Raw genomic sequence first — 16,950 nt, forward strand, 5'->3', positions numbered from 1 at the left:
ATCACGATATCGCTGCGCTCAAAAATTTGATTAGACGCGCAGGCGAACCGGGCACAGCATGGGGTACTGCCGCAACGCCGGCATCGATAAAAAAACGGAGACATCATGACAACCCTGAAGCACCTGAAACAATGGGCGGCCGCCGGCTGCCTGGCCATCGCCTCGGCCGGCGCGGCTGCCGCCACCTGGACCTTGACCGGTGATATCGTCACCCACGACCCGCACCTGTACAAGGCTGCCAATACCTGGTGGATCGTGGAGACCAGCGATACCGGCGTCGGCGTCAAGTACTCGGCCAACGGCCGCGCCTGGACCCAGGGCGTGCCGATCTTCGGCAACGGCCTGCCGTGGTGGGGGCAGTACAACGGCAACAAGAAACAGGCGTGGGCGCCCGACCTGCACGAGTGGAACGGCAAGGCCATACTCTATTACGCAGTCTCGACGTTCGGCAGCCAGAAGTCGGCCATCGGGCTGGCGACGGCATCGAGCATCGCCCAGGGGAACTGGGTGGACCAGGGCGCCGTCATCACCTCCGCTCCCGGCGACAATTTCAATGCCATCGATCCCAACTTCTTTGTCGATAAAGCCGGCCAGCCATGGCTCAGTTACGGCTCGTTCCAGACCGGGATCTACATCACGCGCGTCGATGCCAATACCTTGAAACCGTTCGGCGCCAGGACCCGGCTGGCGACCGACTCGATCGGCATCGAAAACCCGTTCATCGTAGCCAACGGCTCGTATTACTACCTGTTCGTCTCCAAGGGCAAATGCTGCGACGGCGCCAACAGCACCTACCGTATCGCCTATGGCCGCTCGACCAGCGTGACCGGCCCCTACCTCGACAAGAACGGCGTGGACATGCGCAACGGCGGCGGCACCGTGCTCGATGCAGGCGGCGGCCGCTTCATCGCGCCGGGCGCCGAGTCGATCAGCAATGGCGTGCTGGCGCGCCATGCGCTCGACAGCCAGAACAACTACACGCCAGTGCTGTTCATGAGCGACCTGTTCTTCACCAACGGCTGGCCTACCTACTGATGCAGGCAGCGCCTGTGGCGGCAGCAGCGACGCTGGCGCTCGCCGCGACGGTGCTGGCGGCGGCAATGGCGCCGGGCATGGTCGCGCCGGGATTGCCATTGCCGACAACGGCTGTACGGCCTGCCGATCACGCGATGGCAACCGGCGCCGCCGGCACGCCAGGCGGCCCGATGCCAGCGCCGACCGGCGCGGCTGGCGATTCGCCGCCGGCAGACCAGTCTGCGAACACGGCCACTGCGCACGCGGGGCTTGCCCTGCTGCCTGCGGTTCAGCCTGACCTGGCGCTGACCGACGACCAGCGACTGGTTGCCGACCACGCGCTGCGGATGGTGATGGAGCGGTATTTAAACGACCGGCGCAATCCGCAGCGCCTGCAACAACTGGACGACCACCTGCAGCGCAGGCTGCCCGCCGGCGCTGCAACCGAGGCGCAAGCGCTGGCCGCACGGTACGACCGCTATCTGGCCACTCACGCCACGCTGTTGGCGGCACAAAATTTTGGCGACGATCCCGACCTGCACAGGCTGGCGCGCTGGCAGGCGCAGCGCCGGCAGCTGCGCGAGCGCTTGCTGGGCGCGGAGGTCGCGGATCAGTGGTTCGGCACGGAAGACGCCTACCTGGAACAGGCGCTGGCCGAAGCCCGCGAGCCAGCCCCTAAGTCGGCCCGTGCGTCGGCCCGTGCGACGACCGAAGAGGAGCGGCTGCACGCGCAGCACATGCGCGAAGTGATCGACGCGGCAATCGGCCGTGCGCCACGCTGAACTGCGAACAAAAAAAAGGCCGCATCGCTGCGGCCCGTCATTGGTGCTACCGTGAAGATCAATTCGACAGGATCAGCGTCGCGATCACGCCGGTGGCGATCCCCACCAGCACGTAGTCAGCGCCGGTCTGCACCCAGTGGTAGCCGCGCGGTGGTGCGCTCAGGCGATGGGTGCGCCAGTTATCGACCACGTACTGCTTGCTGCGGTACTGCGGCGGCAGGCGATGGCCCTTGTACAGGTCGTGGCGCGGACCGGCGCCCCGGTTGGCACCGCGATTGTCATGGCGATAATCGTAGCGGTCGTTGCGGCGATCGCCATCGAAGTCGCGACGGTCGTCGTGCTTGTCCTTGTACTTGTTGTTGCCCTTGTTGTCGTGCTTGTCGGGTTTGCCGCGATGGTCGTCGTTGCCGCGACCTTGCGCCATGGCGCTGCCCATCGTGCCCACGAATGCTGCCAATACTGCGCCGAGGATAATTTTCTTGTTCATATTCGCTCCTTCAGTTAAGCCCAAGGATTGCTCTGGGATCAGTGAAATATACTCTCGGTAAACATTTGATTCCGTTCGGTAGCGTACATAAGGGTTTTACTTAGGCGGCTCAGGTCGGCGTATCGACCTCGTCCCATTCGCGGTCCTCGAAGCGCACCAGCCAGTTCAGCGCGTGGTGGCGCTCCTGCAGGACGCTGTCGTTCAGGCCCGCAGGCACCGCAGTTTTCTTGAGCAGCGCCTGGCGCGAAGCCCAGTGCAGGCGGTAGTGCAAATCCAGCGCGTCGAGCACCTTGGTGGCGCCGCGTACGACCGGCTGCTTGCGCAAGCCTTCGGTGCCGCGTTCGATGACGGTGCTGGAAATGGCCGCCACATCGCAGATCGCGTCGGGGAACGGCAGCGCATCCTGCAAACCGAGCGCCCATTGCAGCACCAGGATCGCCTCGTAGCGCCACAGGAACTGGGTGATTTCCTGCGCGGTGGGCGCATCCTTGGCCAGGAAATCGCGTTCCAGTTCGGTGAGACCGGCAAACGCCGGCGGAAAGCGCTGCTGCAGGTCGGCCACCGCAATCGGGCGCTCGCCCGTCAACGACTCGGCGCGGATCGCCACGACGAACAGCGCCAGCATGCGGCGCAATACGTCTTCCGGCGTGCGCAGGCGCAGCTCGGGCTCGGAGACCACGGGCGGCAGGTCGGCCGGCACCGTCACCTGGCGCTGGGCCAGGACCGCATCGGTGCGGGCCTTGCGGTCCCACGCCGCTGGCGGGTATGGCAGTTCCGCTTGCGAATCACCATCGGCGGCAGCGGGTTTGAGCAGCGCGCGGCCCTGCGGATCGAGCACGCTCCCGTCGGCCATGAACAGGATGGCGTTGGCGTCCCGGGCCCACGCCAGCATGGCCGGCATGTCGGCCGGCGCCAGCGCCAGGCTGGCATGCTGCTGCACGCGCTGGATGTGGCGGATCACGTGGTAGCGGGTGCGCGTCATCTTGCCCTGGCCGGCATCCGCGACATGGTGCATGAAGCCGTTGAGGTGCTTGGCCAGTTCGGGATCGGCCAGGCCGCGCAGGCCGCCCGTCACGTGCGGGAAGTCGCGCGGCGGCAGGTGGGCCACGGTGGCGTAGGCGTTGACCAGGATTTCGTCGCCTTGCGGGGCCGGCGGCGTGGGGTTGAGCAGTTGCTTGAGTCGTTTGAACATAGTGGTGATTGGCAGTTATCGCATGGTTATCTCATGTCCAGCGCACGCGCCCGGCGCGGCGGCGGAAAGGCGCGGTCCAGCGCGGCCAGGTCGTCGCTGGTGAGCCGGATGTCGGCGGCGGCGCGGTTGGCGCGCAAGTGTACAGGATCGACCGCCTTGGGGATAGCGATCACGCCGTCCTGGTGCAGCACCCAGGCCAGCGCGATCTGCGCGGGCGTGGCGTCATGCGCATCGGCCACGGTGCGCAGGGCCGGGTGGCCCAGCAAGGCGGCCTGTTCGCGCCCGCTGCTCTCGAGCGGCGAATACGCCATCACCGGCATGCCGCGCGCGCGGCACCATGGCAGCAGGTCGAACTCGATGCCGCGCTTGAGCAGGTTGTACAGCACCTGGTCGGTGGCCGGGGCGCCATAGCCGACCGCTTCCTCCATGCTGGGCAAATCGAGATTGCTGACGCCATAGTCCCTGATCTTGCCGGCCTGCCTGAGCGCCTCGAATCCGTCGAAGGTTTCTGCCAGCGGATAGTGGCCCTGCCAGTGCAGCAGGTACAGGTCGATGGACTCGACGCGCAGGCGCCTCAAGCTGCGCTCGCAGGCCGCGCGCACGCCGTCGAAACTGGCGTTGTGCGGATACACCTTGCTGACCAGGAAAGCGTCCGAGCGCCGCCCGGCCAGCGCCGCGCCGACCACTTCCTCGGCGCCGCCCTCGCCGTACATCTCGGCGGTATCGATCAGGGTCATGCCCAGGTCGAGGCCCAGCTGCAAGGCCCGCACCTCGGCGGCCTTGCGCGAGGCATCCTCGCCCATATTCCACGTTCCCTGCCCCAGCACCGGCACGCTGACGCCGGACCCAAATGTGACTGTTTTCATTGCCGTACTCCGGTGACCATCAAAGACCGGCTAGTGTACCGAAAACGTCGCAAATGCGGCTGACGTCAGGCGCTCGCGCTCTCTCGGGCGGAGAACAGCAGCGCCATGGCGGTGACGTCGCGGCCCACGCCGCGGTAGCCGATGAAGCGGCTCGCTTCGTCGAAGACCGGTTCGCCGCTCACTTGCAGGTACTGGACCGCGCCGCTGTCGGCGGTGCGGCTGTAGATAAAGTCGAGGAACGGCTTGCGGTCGGCGATGTTCGCTTCCAGTTCCGCGCGCTCGGCCACGTCCCAGCCGCCGGTGGCGGCGCCGGACAGCCCTACCATGTCGGCCACCGGGCCGTGGCAGTTCACCAGCTGACCGTCGGCGTCCTGTTCCCAGTACCAGTCGGTGGACAGTTCGGCAAAGCGCTGGAAGCGTGCTTCGCTTTCGCGCAGCTGCGCCGTGCGCTCGAGTACCGTGAATTCGAGCTGCTGGTTGTAGCGGCGCAGCTTGCGGTGCAGCAGGCGCACTTCCAGCATGTTCTGGATCCGCGTTTCCACTTCCAGCAGGTCGAACGGCTTGCCGATAAAGTCCTTGGCGCCCGCCTGCAGCGCGCGCAGCTTGTGGGTCGGCTGGGCCGTGACCACCAGCACCGGCACATAGCCGTCCGGTTCGATATCGTGCAGCGCCTGCAATACCGCAAAGCCGTCCATGCCTGGCATTTGCAGGTCGAGCAGGATCAGGTCGTAATGGTTTGCGAGATGCAGGCCGGCGACCTGGAACGGGTCCATGGTGCTGTGCACATTGGTATAGCCGGCGTTGGCCAGCATCTGCTCGAGCAGCATGACGTTGGCTTTCTGGTCGTCCACGATCAGGATCTGGGCGGCGTGGATGTCGGATGGTTCTATCATGATGCGGTTTCCTCGGTAGGTGTTTGCGGGCTGCCATGGACGGCGGCAAAGGCCAGCGCTTCGTCGAGTGCGCACATGAACTGCGTGACGTTGATCGGCTTGGTCAGATACTGGAAAAATCCCGCCTCCACGCCTTTTTCCACGTCGCGCGCCATGGCGTTGGCCGACAGCGCCAGCACCGGGATATGCGCGGTGGCGGCATCATCGTGCAGGATCTTCAGGCAGCCGAAGCCGCTGATGCCGGGCAGGTTGATGTCCATCAGGATCACGTCCGGCTGGTAGGTGCGCGCCAGTTCGATGCCGGCATAGCCGTCGATGGCCGTCAGCAGTTTGAGGTCGCTGCGGCGCAGTACCAGCTGCTCCACCAGGCTCAGATTGGCCGGATTGTCTTCGATGTACAGCAGGGTTTTCAACGGTGCGCCGGCGCCCACGGCCGCGGCCGGCGGCAAGTCGCATGCAGGAATTTCCAGCACCGGTTCGCTGCTGGCGGCCAGCTCGATCCAGAACGTGGTGCCGACGCCCACTTCGCTGAACACGCCGATGGCGCCGCCCATCAACTCGGTCAGCTGCCTGGTGACCACCAGGCCGATGCCGGTGCCCTCTTCCGCGCCCTCTTCCTGGCCCAGGCGGTTGAACGGCTGGAACAGCTGCTCGACCTGCTCGGCATTGAGCCCCGCGCCAGTGTCGGTCACGCTCACGCGCACGCGGGCGCCTTCGGCCCGGGCGCATTCGACGATCACCATGCCGCCCCGGCGGTTGTACTTGATGGCGTTGGACAGCAGGTTGATCATCACCTGCTTGACCCGGGTGCGGTCAGCGTGGACATAGTACGGCTCGCTCATGGCGGCAAAGAACAGCCGGATGCCGCGCTTTTCGGCCTGCGGCGCGATCAGCGTCTGGCAGTCCTTGAGCACCTCCGCCAACCCCATCGACTCCTGCGACATGGTCACCTTGCCCGACTCGATCATGGCGAGATCGAGGATCTCGTTGATCAGTTGCAGCAAATACCAGCCCCCCTTGAGAATCTGGTCAAGCGAGCGCTGTTGCGACGTGGTCGGCGGCGGCTTGTCCGACGCCAGCAACTGGGCAAAACCAAGCACCGCATTGAGCGGCGTGCGCAGCTCGTGGCTCATGGCCGATAAAAACTCGGACTTGGCCAGGTTGGCCTTTTCGGCCAGCGCCCGCGCCGCTTCCAGCTCCACGTTGGTGTCCTGCAGCGCCAGTTGCTGCTCGCGCAGGCGCTGGTCCAGCAAGGCCTGTTCGCGTTCGGCCTGTTTGCGGGCCGTGTTATCGGTTCCCATCAACAGGTAGCCGATGATGTTCTGGCCGGCGTCGCGCAGCGCGCTCACCGACATGCTCACCGGCAGCCGGCTGCCATCCTTGCGGATGAAGGTCATGTCGTAGCTGTCCTCGATGCCGCGCGAGGCCTTGAACACCAGCGCCTCGAACCCGGGCTGGATTTGTACACCGGCCTCCAGGCTCAGGGCGGCCGCCCGTTCGACGTCTTCCTGCGGATCGGCCAGGCCGGCGGGCGTGACGTGGTTCAGCACTTCGGCCGCGCTGTAGCCCAGCATGCGCTCTGCGCCGACATTGAAAATCTGGATCACGCCGTTGACATCGGTGGCGATACTGCAAAAGTTGGCGCTGTTATGGATGGCCGTTTGCAGTGCATCGGCTTCGAGCAGCAGCTTGGCGACAGAAAGGCCGGCGTTCATTTGACCTCCTGGCGCTGGCGCACGTCCGACATCAACCGGGCGAATTCTTTTTTGACCACCTCGTAGCACTCGCACACATCGCCCTCCAGGCCATGGCGATCGAGCACCGAGATATGGCCGCGCCGGTTGCTGATATAACCCCTGGCCTGCAGCCGGCCGGCTGCCACCGTCACGCCTTCGCGGCGCACGCCCAGCATGTTGGCGATCAGTTCCTGGGTCATGGTGAGTTCACTGGTGGGCAATCGGTCGAGGGTGAGCAGCAGCCAGCGGCACAACTGCTGGTCCACCGTGTGGTGGCGGTTGCAGATCGCGGTTTGCGACATTTGCGTGAGCAGCGCCTGGGTGTAGCGCAGCAGCAGGCGCATCACCGGCCCGGCGCGGTTGAACTCGTCGAGCAGCAGGTGGGACTTGAGGCGGTAGCCATGGCCGGCGGTCTGCACCACGGCGCGGCTGGGCGTCGTGTTCCCGCCCATGAATAGCGAGATGCCCAGCATGCCCTCGTTGCCGACGCCGGCGATCTCGGACGAGCTGCCGTTTTCCAGCACGTAATGCAGCGAGACGATGGCCGACGTCGGAAAATACACGTGGTTGATGGCGGCGCCGGACTCGTAGAGCACATCGCCCAGGCGCATCATGATCGGATCGAGGTGCGGCGACAGCCGGTCGAACTCGGCGTCGAGCAGCGCCGCCAACAGGTGGTTTTGATTGGGATTGTTAAGACGCATGAAGACGGTCCTGGGTTCCAGTCGTCAACTAGGCGGGCTACTGGGACGGTGAACGAGGACCGTTGCGCACAGTAACACACAATGCCCTGCGCCATGCGTCGCGCACGGTTATCGCCTTCTACTGCGCCAGATCGACCGCGTACAGTGCAAAGCCCTTGCCGCTGCCGTCGTCGGATTGCAGCTCGGTCACGCCCGTCAAACCCGCCTCGCCAGCCAGCGCGATCATGCCCGGCGCCGCGTGGAATACCACGGGGCCGGCCACCTGTACGGGCGCAAAGCGCCAGCTGCGGGTGGCACCGTTGGCAGCGCGGGTAAGGTTCTTGGTCTTCCGGATGAACGCGATCAGCACGTCGCGGCTGCTGTCCGGCGCGGCCACCACGGTCTGGCTGCCGTCCAGCCCGGGGAAATTGCCGCCGCCGCTGGCGCGGTAGTTATTGGTGGCGACCAGGAACTGCTGGCCGGGCGTGACCGGCGCGCCCTGCCAGTTCAATGCCACGATGCGCTGGCCGACCGGCCGCGTCACGTCGATCTGGTAGCTGATGTCGGTCGTGGTGGGCATGTCGAAGTTATAACCGGCCGAACCGGTGTTGATCAGTTCCTGCGGCGCCGTGGCGGCCGGATCGATGCGGTTGAAGCGCTCGGCCGATTTTTCCAGCCACGCCTTCAGGCCCGCGCCATCGACCTTGACCGCATGCAGCTCGTTCGGGTACAGGTACAAATCGGCGGCGTTGTTGAGCGCCAGCGCACCTGGCTTGACATCGGTGTAGTCGCCCACGCCGGCAGCTCCGGTCTTGAACGGCGATGCCATCGACAGCACCGGCAGCGCCGCGTACTGCGGCAAATTGGCCTGCACGTAGTTGTGCACGTAATCGGTCTGGGCCTGGTTCACCAGTTGCACCGCGCTGACATCGCCCACATCGGCAAAGTACGACGACATGCGGAAGTCGCTGTTGCCCACCGGGGTTTGCACGTAACGGATGGTGGCCTCGTGCTCGGCCGCTACCAGTTGCGCCACGGCCGGATCGGCGTCCACGTAAGTACCGTCGGCGTTGCGGGTGCTGCGCGCTTCCACCGTGGTGCGGGTTTTATCGACATTCCAGCGCTGCCCGTCGTAGGTCATGTGCAGCGCGATCACGCCCAGGTGCTTGCCCCACAGGCTGGCCATCACGGTCGGCACGCCGTGCACGGTGCCCCTGGCCTTGTCCACGCCCGGCAGGTTGAATTGCGCGACCGTGCTGGTGGCCAGCGGGAACGGCAGGTGCGAGTGGCCGATCAGCAGGGCGTCCACGCCCGGCACTTGCGCCAGGTAGTAATTGGCGTTTTCCATGGCCGGCGTGTACGGCGCGCCATCGATGCCGCCGTGCGACAGCGCCACGATCAGGTCGGCGCCCTGGGCGCGCATGATCGGAATGAATTTTTGCGCGGTCTCGCGCACGCCTTCGGCAGTCACCTTGCCATCGAGCCAGCGCTTGTCCCATGCCAGGATCTCGGGCGGAGCGAAACCGATGATGCCCACCTTGATGGTGGCGTTGACCGGCTTGCCATCGGGGCCGGTAGCGGCAATTTGCCGGGTAAGAATGCTGTACGGCGCGAACAGCGGCTTGCCCGAGCGGGTGCTGACCACGTTGGCCAGCACGATCGGGAATTTCGGCCCCGCGCAGCGCGGCGCATCGGCTGGCACGCCGTCCACATCGAAGGCGCTGCCGGTGACCTGGTTCAGGTACGGCAGGCCGTAATTGAATTCATGGTTGCCGATGCCGGCGCCATCGACGCCCAGCAAGTCCATCGCCTTGTAGATGGCCGGCAACTGGCCGCACTGCACCGGCGCCACCTTGGCTTGATAATCCGATAACGCCGTGCCTTGCAAAGCGTCGCCGTTATCGAGCAGCAGGTTGTTCGGGTACTGGGCACGCGCCTGGCGGATCAGCGTGGCGGTGCGTTCCAGCCCGAGCGCCGGCTCGGGTTTGAGCTTGTAGTAGTCGTACCCGAGGACATTGGCGTGCAGGTCGGTAGTCTCCAGCAGGGCCATGGTCGCTTGGGCGCCGGCCGGCGTGGCAGCCGGGTTGGCAGCGACGGCCAGGCTGCCTGCCCCGGCCAGCAGGATGGTGGATAACAGTCGGAGACGGGGGAAAGGCGGCAGCAGCGGCATAAGTCATCAGATCAGGGAAGATCGCAGCATAATACGCAGCGATCCAACGCGAATCAAGACATATGCAACGGGACGCAAACTTAATCTTTAAGCCATCTTGCGGATTTTTGCATGAATCTGCCGCCATTGGTCCCTGTCGGTAAAGGCGCGGTTCCGGTATCATGCGGGGTATGAACAATATCCCATTCCAACCGTTTATTATTGGTGTCGCAGGCGGTAGCGGCAGTGGCAAGTCCACGGTGTCCCAGCAAGTGCTCTCCGCCTTCGGTTCCGACATGGTCTCGGTGGTGATGCAGGACGATTACTACTGCGACCAGTCGCACCTTGCGCCCGAACTGCGCCCCGACCAGAATTACGACCATCCCAACGCTTTCGAGTGGCCGCTGCTGGTGCAGCACGTCCAGGCCCTGCGTCGCGGCGAGTCGATCGAGATGCCCGAGTACGACTTCACCCTGCACAACCGCTCCACGCGCACCATCCCCGTCAAGCCGGCGCCAGTGATCGTGATCGAGGGCCTGTTCGCCCTGTACGACGCCGACCTGCGCGACATGATGTCGCTGAAAATCTACGTCGATACCGCGTCCGACGTGCGCTTCATCCGCCGCATGCAGCGCGACATCACGGAGCGGGGCCGCTCGGTGGACAGCGTGGTGGGCCAGTACATGGACACCGTGCGCCCGATGCACAAGCAGTTCATCGAACCGACCAAGCGCAACGCCGACGTGATTTTCCCGCACGGCGCCAACGGCCCGGCGATCGACGTGATCACTGCCAAGGTGGCAAGCGTGATCAAGCAGTTGAAGCGCGGGTGATCCGGCCGATTGGCGCGAGGGAGAAGATGGTTGGGCTTTCATAGCGTATAATCTAGGGTTTGATTTCGCCCTTAGAGAAGAAGAAAACATGGAAGCCGAACGCATCAACTCCCTCTCCGCCCTGCTCACCGACCTGACGTCGCGTGAAGCCGAACTTCGGAGGTATCTTTGACTTCGATAAAAAGTCAGAGAAGCTCGAGCAAGTAAACGAAGAAATGGAAGACCCGACGATCTGGAACGACCCTAAAAAGGCGCAGGATCTCGGCAAGGAAAAAAAATCGCTGGAAGCCATCGTGTTCGCGCTGACCAAGGCCGACACCGACCTCAAAGACATGGCCGACCTGTTCGCCATGGCCAGGGAAGAAGGCGACGACGACACGCTGGAAGCACTGATCGTCGATGCCGAAGCCGTGCGCGTGGTCATCGAGGGCATGGAATTCCGCCGGATGTTCAACAATCCGATGGACCCGAACAACTGCTTCATCGACATCCAGGCCGGCGCCGGCGGTACCGAAGCCCAGGACTGGGCCTCGATGCTGCTGCGCCAGTACGTGCGCTATTGCGACCGCAAGGGCTTCAAGGTCGAAGTCATGGAGCAGTCCGACGGCGAGGTGGCCGGCATCAAGACCGCCACCATCAAGGTCGAAGGCGAATACGCCTACGGCTTCCTGCGCACCGAGACCGGCGTGCACCGCCTGGTGCGCAAGTCGCCGTTCGACTCGGCCAACGGCCGCCACACGTCGTTTACGTCGCTGTTCGTGTACCCGGAAGTCGATGACTCGATCGATATCGAGATCAACCCGGCCGACCTGCGCATCGATACCTATCGTGCGTCGGGCGCCGGTGGTCAGCACATTAATAAAACCGATTCGGCGGTTCGTCTTACCCACGCGCCTTCGGGCATCGTGGTGCAGTGCCAGAACGACCGTTCGCAGCACCGCAACAAGGCCGAGGCGATGGAAATGTTGAAGGCCAAACTGTACGAAATGGAACTGCGCAAGCGCATGAGCGAGCAGCAGAAGCTGGAAGACTCCAAGACCGACGTGGGCTGGGGCCATCAAATCCGTTCGTATGTGCTCGACCAGTCGCGCATCAAGGATTTGCGCACCAACTTCGAAACCGGTAACACCAAGGCAGTGCTGGACGGTGAAATCGACGATTTCATCTCGGCCTCGCTGAAACAAGGCGTTTAATTAAAGGTAGATTCGATGACTACATCGCAGCGCGCGTTCATCTTCGACATGGACGGCACCATCGTGGACAACATGGCCTACCACACCGAATCGTGGCTGGCGTTCTTCGGCAAGCGTGGTCACACGCTCGACCCGGATGCGTTTTTCCGCGACACGGCCGGCCGCCAGGGCCATGAAATCATGCGCACCTACCTGGGCGACCACCTCACCAACGAAGAAACCGCTGCGCTCGATGTGGAAAAAGAGTCGCTGTACCGCGAACTGTATGCGCCGCACCTGGCCGTCACGGGCGGCTTCGAGCAGTTCATCGCCCGCGCCAAAGCCGCTGGCGTGAAGCTGGCCGTGGCCACGGCCGCGCCGCCGGCCAATATCGACTTCACGCTTGACGGCCTGGATCTGCGCAAGCAATTCGACGCCATCGCAGGCGCCGCCGATGTGACGCGCGGCAAACCGAACCCGGACGTGTTCCTGCTGGCCGCCGAACGTGCCCGCAGCCTGCCCGCCGACAGCATCGTGTTCGAGGACGCGCCGCTGGGCGTGGAAGCGGCGCGCCGCGCCGGCATGCGCGCGGTGGTGCTCACCACCACCCTGCCGGCCGAAGCGTTCGCCCAGTTCGACAACGTGATCGCGATTGCCCGCGACTTCAGCGAGCTCGATGTGGACGCGCTGTTTGCGACCGAGCCCTATACGCTGGCCGACGCCACCAATTAATAATCTTCACCCCACCAAAGAAACAGACCATGACTACGGATCTTCAAGACCAAGCAGCAGCGCCCGACGAAAACAAGATCATCGCCGAGCGCCGCGCCAAGCTGGCCGCCCTGCGCCAGCAAGGCGTCGCCTTCCCCAACGACTTCAAACCGCAACACAAGGCTGCCGACCTGCACGCCGAATTCGGTGCGAAGACGCGCGAGGAACTCGAAGCCGCTCCGGTCACCGTGGTGCTGGCCGGCCGCATGATGCTCAAGCGCGAAGCCGGCAAAAAGGCCGCATTCGCCACCCTGCAGGATTCGTCCGGCAAGAACGCCGACGGCCGCATCCAGATCTACGCCACGCTCGACCTGACCGGCGAAGCCGCCATGGCCGCGTTGCACCACTACGACCTGGGCGACATCCTGGGTGTGACCGGCACCCTGTTCAAGACCAAGACCGATGAGCTGACCATCAAGGTCACCGAACTGCGCCTGATCACCAAGTCGCTGCGCCCGCTGCCGGACAAATTCCACGGCCTGGCCGACCAGGAAACCAAGTACCGCCAGCGCTACGTGGACCTGATCATGAACGAAGAGACGCGCCGCACCTTCAAGGCGCGTACCGCCGCCATCTCGTCGATGCGCCGCTTCATGGAAAAGAACGAATTCATGGAAGTGGAAACGCCGATGCTGCACACCATTCCAGGGGGCGCATCCGCCAAGCCGTTCACCACGCACCACAATGCGCTCGACATGCAGATGTTCCTGCGTATCGCGCCCGAGCTGTACCTGAAACGCCTGGTGGTGGGCGGCTTCGACCGCGTGTTCGAGATCAACCGCAACTTCCGCAATGAAGGCGTGTCGATCCGTCACAACCCTGAATTCACGATGATGGAATTCTACGCGGCCTACACCGACTACCAGTGGCTGATGGACTTCACCGAAGCGATCATCCGCCAGGCCGCCATCGACGCCCACGGCACCGCCACGCTCACCTACGGCGGCCGCGAGCTGGACCTGGCCAAGCCGTTCCACCGCCTGACCATCGTCGAAGCGATCAACAAGTATGCACCGGGCTACACCGCCGAGCAGTTGAACGACGCTGAATTCATCAAGACCGAGCTGCTCAAGTTTGGCGTGAAGCCGTTCGCCACCGCCGGCCTGGGCGCGCTGCAACTGGCGCTGTTCGAAGAAACCGCCGAAGCGCAGCTGTGGGAACCGACGTACATCATCGACTACCCGGTGGAAGTGTCGCCGCTGGCGCGCGCGTCGGACACCCGCGAAGGCATTACCGAGCGTTTCGAGCTGTTCATGGTCGGCCGCGAAATCGCCAACGGCTTCTCCGAGCTGAACGACGCCGAAGACCAGTCGGCACGCTTCCTGGCGCAGGTAGCCGCCAAGGACGCCGGCGATGAAGAGGCAATGTACTACGACGCCGACTACATCCGCGCGCTGGAATACGGCATGCCGCCAGCCGGCGGTTGCGGCATCGGCATCGACCGCCTGATGATGATCATCACCGATTCGCCGAACATCCGCGACGTGCTGCTGTTCCCGCACCTGCGCCGCGAAGAATAAGCTCCGGCATCGCGCTACCAGAACCGCTCTTCGGAGCGGTTTTTTTTTTCGTCCAGATTTTTTTGCCTGTGCGTGCGGTGAAGCCGCTTCGCCCTTGCGCGCGCCCTTCTCGCCCCGGGCCCGTTGCCTACAATGAAACGATCACCGTTCATCAGCAAGGGAGCACGCACATGCACATTACGCTGGAAGATCAAACCGCCATCGTCACCGGCGCCAACTCCGGCCTGGGGCGCGGCATCGCGCTGGCCTTTGCCAAGGCAGGCGCCAACGTGGTCGTCAACTACCATTCGCACCAGGACCAGGCGGACGAAGTGGTGGCAGCGATTACCGCCGAAGGCGGCAAGGCCATCGCCGTGCAGGCCGACGTGGGCGAGGAAGCCGATGTGCAGGCGCTGTTCGCCGCCGCCGTCGAGCGCTTCGGCGCCATCGACATCGTGGTGGCCAACTCGGGCCGCCAGGACGATGCCCCGAGCGCCGACATGACGCTCAAGCAGTGGGAAAGCGTATTGAAAACCAACTTGACCGGCCAGTTCCTGTGCATGCGCGAAGCGGTGCGCACGTTCCGCCGGCAGGGCCAGCGCAATGCCTCGCGCGCACTGGGCAAGATCATCTGCATGAGTTCCGTTCACCAGCGCATACCGTGGGCCGGCCATGTCAACTACGCGGCGTCCAAGGGTGGCGTACACCTGTTGATGGAAACCATGGCGCAGGAAATGGCGCCCGAGCGCATCCGCATCAACGCCATTGCCCCCGGCGCCATCAAGACCCCGATCAACGCCGAAGTGACGGCCGACGGCGGCACCGACGACCTGCTCAAGCTGATTCCGTACGGCCGCGTGGGCCAGCCCGACGACGTCGCCAACGCCGCACTGTTTTTAGCTTCCGACCTGGCCGACTACGTGGTGGGCAGCACCTTGTTTGTCGATGGCGGCATGGCGCTGTACCCGGGCTTCGAGGATAACGGCTGATGGCTGCTGCCAAGCCGAACAGAGCGCGGCTCAAGCCCGGCACACCAGAACCCGATGCCGTGAGCGATCGGCGCAAGGAACGCGATATCGCCGATCACGGCGTGATCGGCAACCTGGCCACCATCGCCCTGGTAGCTTGCGACGGCGCCATCGACTACCTGTGCTGGCCCAACCTGGACAGCCCCAGCATCTTTGCCGGCATTCTCGATGCGGACAACGGCGGCGTATTCGAACTGGCGCCCGATATCGACGCGCCACGCGTAGTGCAGATGTACATCCCCGACACCAACGTGCTGCTCACGCGATGGATGGGCAGCGACGCCAGCGCCGAACTGACCGACCTGATGATCGACACGTCGGAAACGGACGAAGCGCCCACCCGGCTGGTGCGCCGCATGGTCGTCACACGCGGCACGGTGACCATCCACGTGCGCTGCGCGCCGCGCTACGATTATGCGCGGGCTGTGCCATCCGTGAAAATCAAGGATGGCACAGCCCTGTTCACGGCCAAGGACTGCCCGCCACTGCGCCTGTCCGGCGCCGATTTTACGAAGGGCGACGGCGAAGTCCACGCCAGCATCAAACTCAAGGCGGGCCAGTGCCTGACCCTGATGCTTGACGAACCTAGCGAACCGCTAATCGACGCTGACGAGATCGGCCAGCTGATCGAAGCGACCATCAATCGCTGGCGCGCCTGGTCGGCGCGCTCGACCTACAAGGGCCGCTGGCGCGATGCGGTGGGCCGGTCGGCGCTGGTTCTGAAACTGCTGACGTCGCGCCGGCACGGATCGATCGCGGCGGCCGGCACGTTTTCGCTGCCGGAAGCGGCCGGCGGCGTGCGCAACTGGGACTACCGCGCCGCGTGGATACGCGATTCGTCGTTCTCGATCTATGCGCTGATGCGCCTCGGCTACCACACGGAGGCCAAGGATTTCTACCGCTGGCTCGGCGACCGTGCCATGCACTCGTCCAAGGGCGGCCAGTTGAAGGTGATGTATGCGCTCGATGGCGGCAAGGTCCCCACCGAAACCTCGCTCGACCACCTGGCCGGCTACGGCGGCGCCGCGCCGGTGCGCATTGGTAACGATGCCGTCGGCCAGCTGCAGCTCGACATTTACGGCGAGTTGATGGACTCGATCTACCTCAGTAACAAGTACGGCGAGGCGATCTCGCACGATCGCTGGCTCGGAGTTTGCCGCGTGATCGACTACGTGGCGCGGCATTGGCAGGAACCGGATGCCGGCATCTGGGAGATCCGTGGCCCGGCGCGCCACCACCTGCATTCGCGCCTGATGTGCTGGGTGGCGATGGACCGCGCGATCCGGCTGGCCAGCAAACGTTCGCTGGCGGCGCCTTTCACCCGCTGGATCAAGGTGCGCAACGCCATCCACGACGACATCTGGGACAATTTCTGGGACGAGAAGCAGAACCACTTCGTCGAAGAACGCGGCAGCAGCGAGCTCGATGCGTCGATGCTGTTGATGCCGCTGGTGCGCTTCGTGGGCGCCACCGATCCGCGCTGGCTGGCCACGCTCGACGCCATCGGTAAGCACCTCACCGACGACGGCATGGTCTATCGCTACAAGCGCGACGACGGCCTGCCCGGCCAGGAAGGCGCGTTCTCCGCATGTTCGTTCTGGTACGTAGAATGCCTGGCGCGCGCCGGCCGCATGGACGAGGCGCGGCACATCTTCGAAAAGCTGCTGCGATATGCCAACCACTTGCAGCTGTATGCGGAGGAATTCGACGAACGGGCGCGCCTGATGGGGAACTTCCCGCAGGGGTTCACCCACCTGGCGCTGGTGAGTGCCGCGTTCTACATTGACCGGGAGATGGAAGGACGCGGACCACGCGACTGGCCCGCGTAATAAAGGGCGCCTGACA

Annotated in this window: 15 protein-coding genes; 8 read left to right on the forward strand and 7 right to left on the reverse strand. The window is 64.3% G+C overall.

Annotation, left to right across the window (positions count from 1 at the left end; translation table 11 throughout):
* Nucleotides 1-105 precede the first annotated feature (105 nt).
* Together F8197_RS12155 and F8197_RS12160 are read left to right on the forward strand one after the other, a co-directional pair.
* Nucleotides 106-1,035 carry a glycoside hydrolase family 43 protein gene (locus tag F8197_RS12155; RefSeq protein WP_152882111.1) on the forward strand — a complete coding sequence of 310 codons (930 nt, stop codon included), beginning with the start codon at nucleotides 106-108 and terminating at the stop codon, nucleotides 1,033-1,035.
* Nucleotides 1,036-1,133: 98 nt separating this feature from the next.
* Nucleotides 1,134-1,796, forward strand: coding sequence for a lipase secretion chaperone (locus F8197_RS12160; protein ID WP_193333415.1), 663 nt, complete (start codon nucleotides 1,134-1,136; stop codon nucleotides 1,794-1,796).
* A gap of 58 nt (nucleotides 1,797-1,854) precedes the next feature.
* Here F8197_RS12160 and F8197_RS12165 read toward each other — a convergent pair whose 3' ends face one another.
* The 7 genes from F8197_RS12165 to F8197_RS12195 form a co-directional block, all read right to left on the reverse strand.
* On the reverse strand, nucleotides 1,855-2,283 hold the full coding sequence (locus tag F8197_RS12165; RefSeq protein ID WP_152882113.1) for an RcnB family protein: 429 nt from the start codon (nucleotides 2,281-2,283) through the stop codon (nucleotides 1,855-1,857).
* A gap of 109 nt (nucleotides 2,284-2,392) precedes the next feature.
* Nucleotides 2,393-3,475, reverse strand: coding sequence for a DUF4272 domain-containing protein (locus F8197_RS12170; protein WP_152882114.1), 1,083 nt, complete (start codon nucleotides 3,473-3,475; stop codon nucleotides 2,393-2,395).
* Between the two features lie 26 nt (nucleotides 3,476-3,501).
* Nucleotides 3,502-4,341 (reverse strand): aldo/keto reductase, encoded by an 840-nt coding sequence (locus tag F8197_RS12175; RefSeq protein WP_152882115.1) that lies wholly within the window; start codon nucleotides 4,339-4,341, stop codon nucleotides 3,502-3,504.
* A 65-nt stretch (nucleotides 4,342-4,406) separates the two neighbouring features.
* Nucleotides 4,407-5,234, reverse strand: a complete 828-nt coding sequence (locus tag F8197_RS12180; protein ID WP_152882116.1) for a response regulator — start codon at nucleotides 5,232-5,234, stop codon at nucleotides 4,407-4,409.
* Nucleotides 5,231-6,949 carry an ATP-binding protein gene (locus tag F8197_RS12185; RefSeq protein ID WP_152882117.1) on the reverse strand — a complete coding sequence of 573 codons (1,719 nt, stop codon included), beginning with the start codon at nucleotides 6,947-6,949 and terminating at the stop codon, nucleotides 5,231-5,233. Before F8197_RS12185 ends, F8197_RS12180 begins: the two co-directional genes overlap by 4 nt.
* Nucleotides 6,946-7,674, reverse strand: coding sequence for a Crp/Fnr family transcriptional regulator (locus F8197_RS12190; protein ID WP_152882118.1), 729 nt, complete (start codon nucleotides 7,672-7,674; stop codon nucleotides 6,946-6,948). The genes F8197_RS12185 and F8197_RS12190 overlap by 4 nt, the downstream gene beginning before the upstream one ends.
* Nucleotides 7,675-7,792: 118 nt before the next feature.
* On the reverse strand, nucleotides 7,793-9,823 hold the full coding sequence (locus tag F8197_RS12195; protein WP_152882119.1) for a bifunctional 2',3'-cyclic-nucleotide 2'-phosphodiesterase/3'-nucleotidase: 2,031 nt from the start codon (nucleotides 9,821-9,823) through the stop codon (nucleotides 7,793-7,795).
* A 170-nt stretch (nucleotides 9,824-9,993) separates the two neighbouring features.
* On the opposite strand from F8197_RS12195, the gene udk reads away from it, so the two are divergent.
* The 6 genes from udk to F8197_RS12225 all read left to right on the forward strand — a co-directional run bounded on the left by udk (nucleotide 9,994) and on the right by F8197_RS12225 (nucleotide 16,934).
* Nucleotides 9,994-10,635, forward strand: a complete 642-nt coding sequence (gene udk, locus F8197_RS12200; RefSeq protein WP_056148263.1) for a uridine kinase — start codon at nucleotides 9,994-9,996, stop codon at nucleotides 10,633-10,635.
* An 88-nt stretch (nucleotides 10,636-10,723) separates the two neighbouring features.
* Nucleotides 10,724-11,828 (forward strand): peptide chain release factor 2 gene (gene prfB / locus F8197_RS12205; protein WP_152882120.1). Its coding sequence is split into 2 segments (ribosomal slippage): nucleotides 10,724-10,804 and nucleotides 10,806-11,828, totalling 1,104 coding nucleotides; the frame shifts between segments, so codons are not numbered across the junction.
* 15 nt (nucleotides 11,829-11,843) lie between these two features.
* Complete coding sequence (locus F8197_RS12210; RefSeq protein ID WP_152882121.1) at nucleotides 11,844-12,539, forward strand: HAD family phosphatase; 696 nt, start codon at nucleotides 11,844-11,846, stop codon at nucleotides 12,537-12,539.
* 29 nt (nucleotides 12,540-12,568) lie between these two features.
* A complete protein-coding gene (lysS, locus tag F8197_RS12215) occupies nucleotides 12,569-14,098 on the forward strand; it encodes a lysine--tRNA ligase (RefSeq protein ID WP_056148265.1) in 1,530 nt (509 codons plus the stop codon).
* 170 nt (nucleotides 14,099-14,268) lie between these two features.
* Entirely contained in the window at nucleotides 14,269-15,066 is a 798-nt protein-coding gene (locus F8197_RS12220) for an SDR family oxidoreductase (RefSeq protein ID WP_152882122.1), read from the forward strand.
* Nucleotides 15,066-16,934 (forward strand): glycoside hydrolase family 15 protein, encoded by a 1,869-nt coding sequence (locus F8197_RS12225; RefSeq protein WP_227012221.1) that lies wholly within the window; start codon nucleotides 15,066-15,068, stop codon nucleotides 16,932-16,934. The genes F8197_RS12220 and F8197_RS12225 overlap by 1 nt, the downstream gene beginning before the upstream one ends.
* Nucleotides 16,935-16,950: the final 16 nt, after the last annotated feature.

It is taken from the genome of Duganella sp. FT27W, assembly GCF_009295655.1.
Taxonomy (GTDB): Bacteria; Pseudomonadota; Gammaproteobacteria; order Burkholderiales; family Burkholderiaceae_D; genus Rugamonas; species Rugamonas zoogloeoides.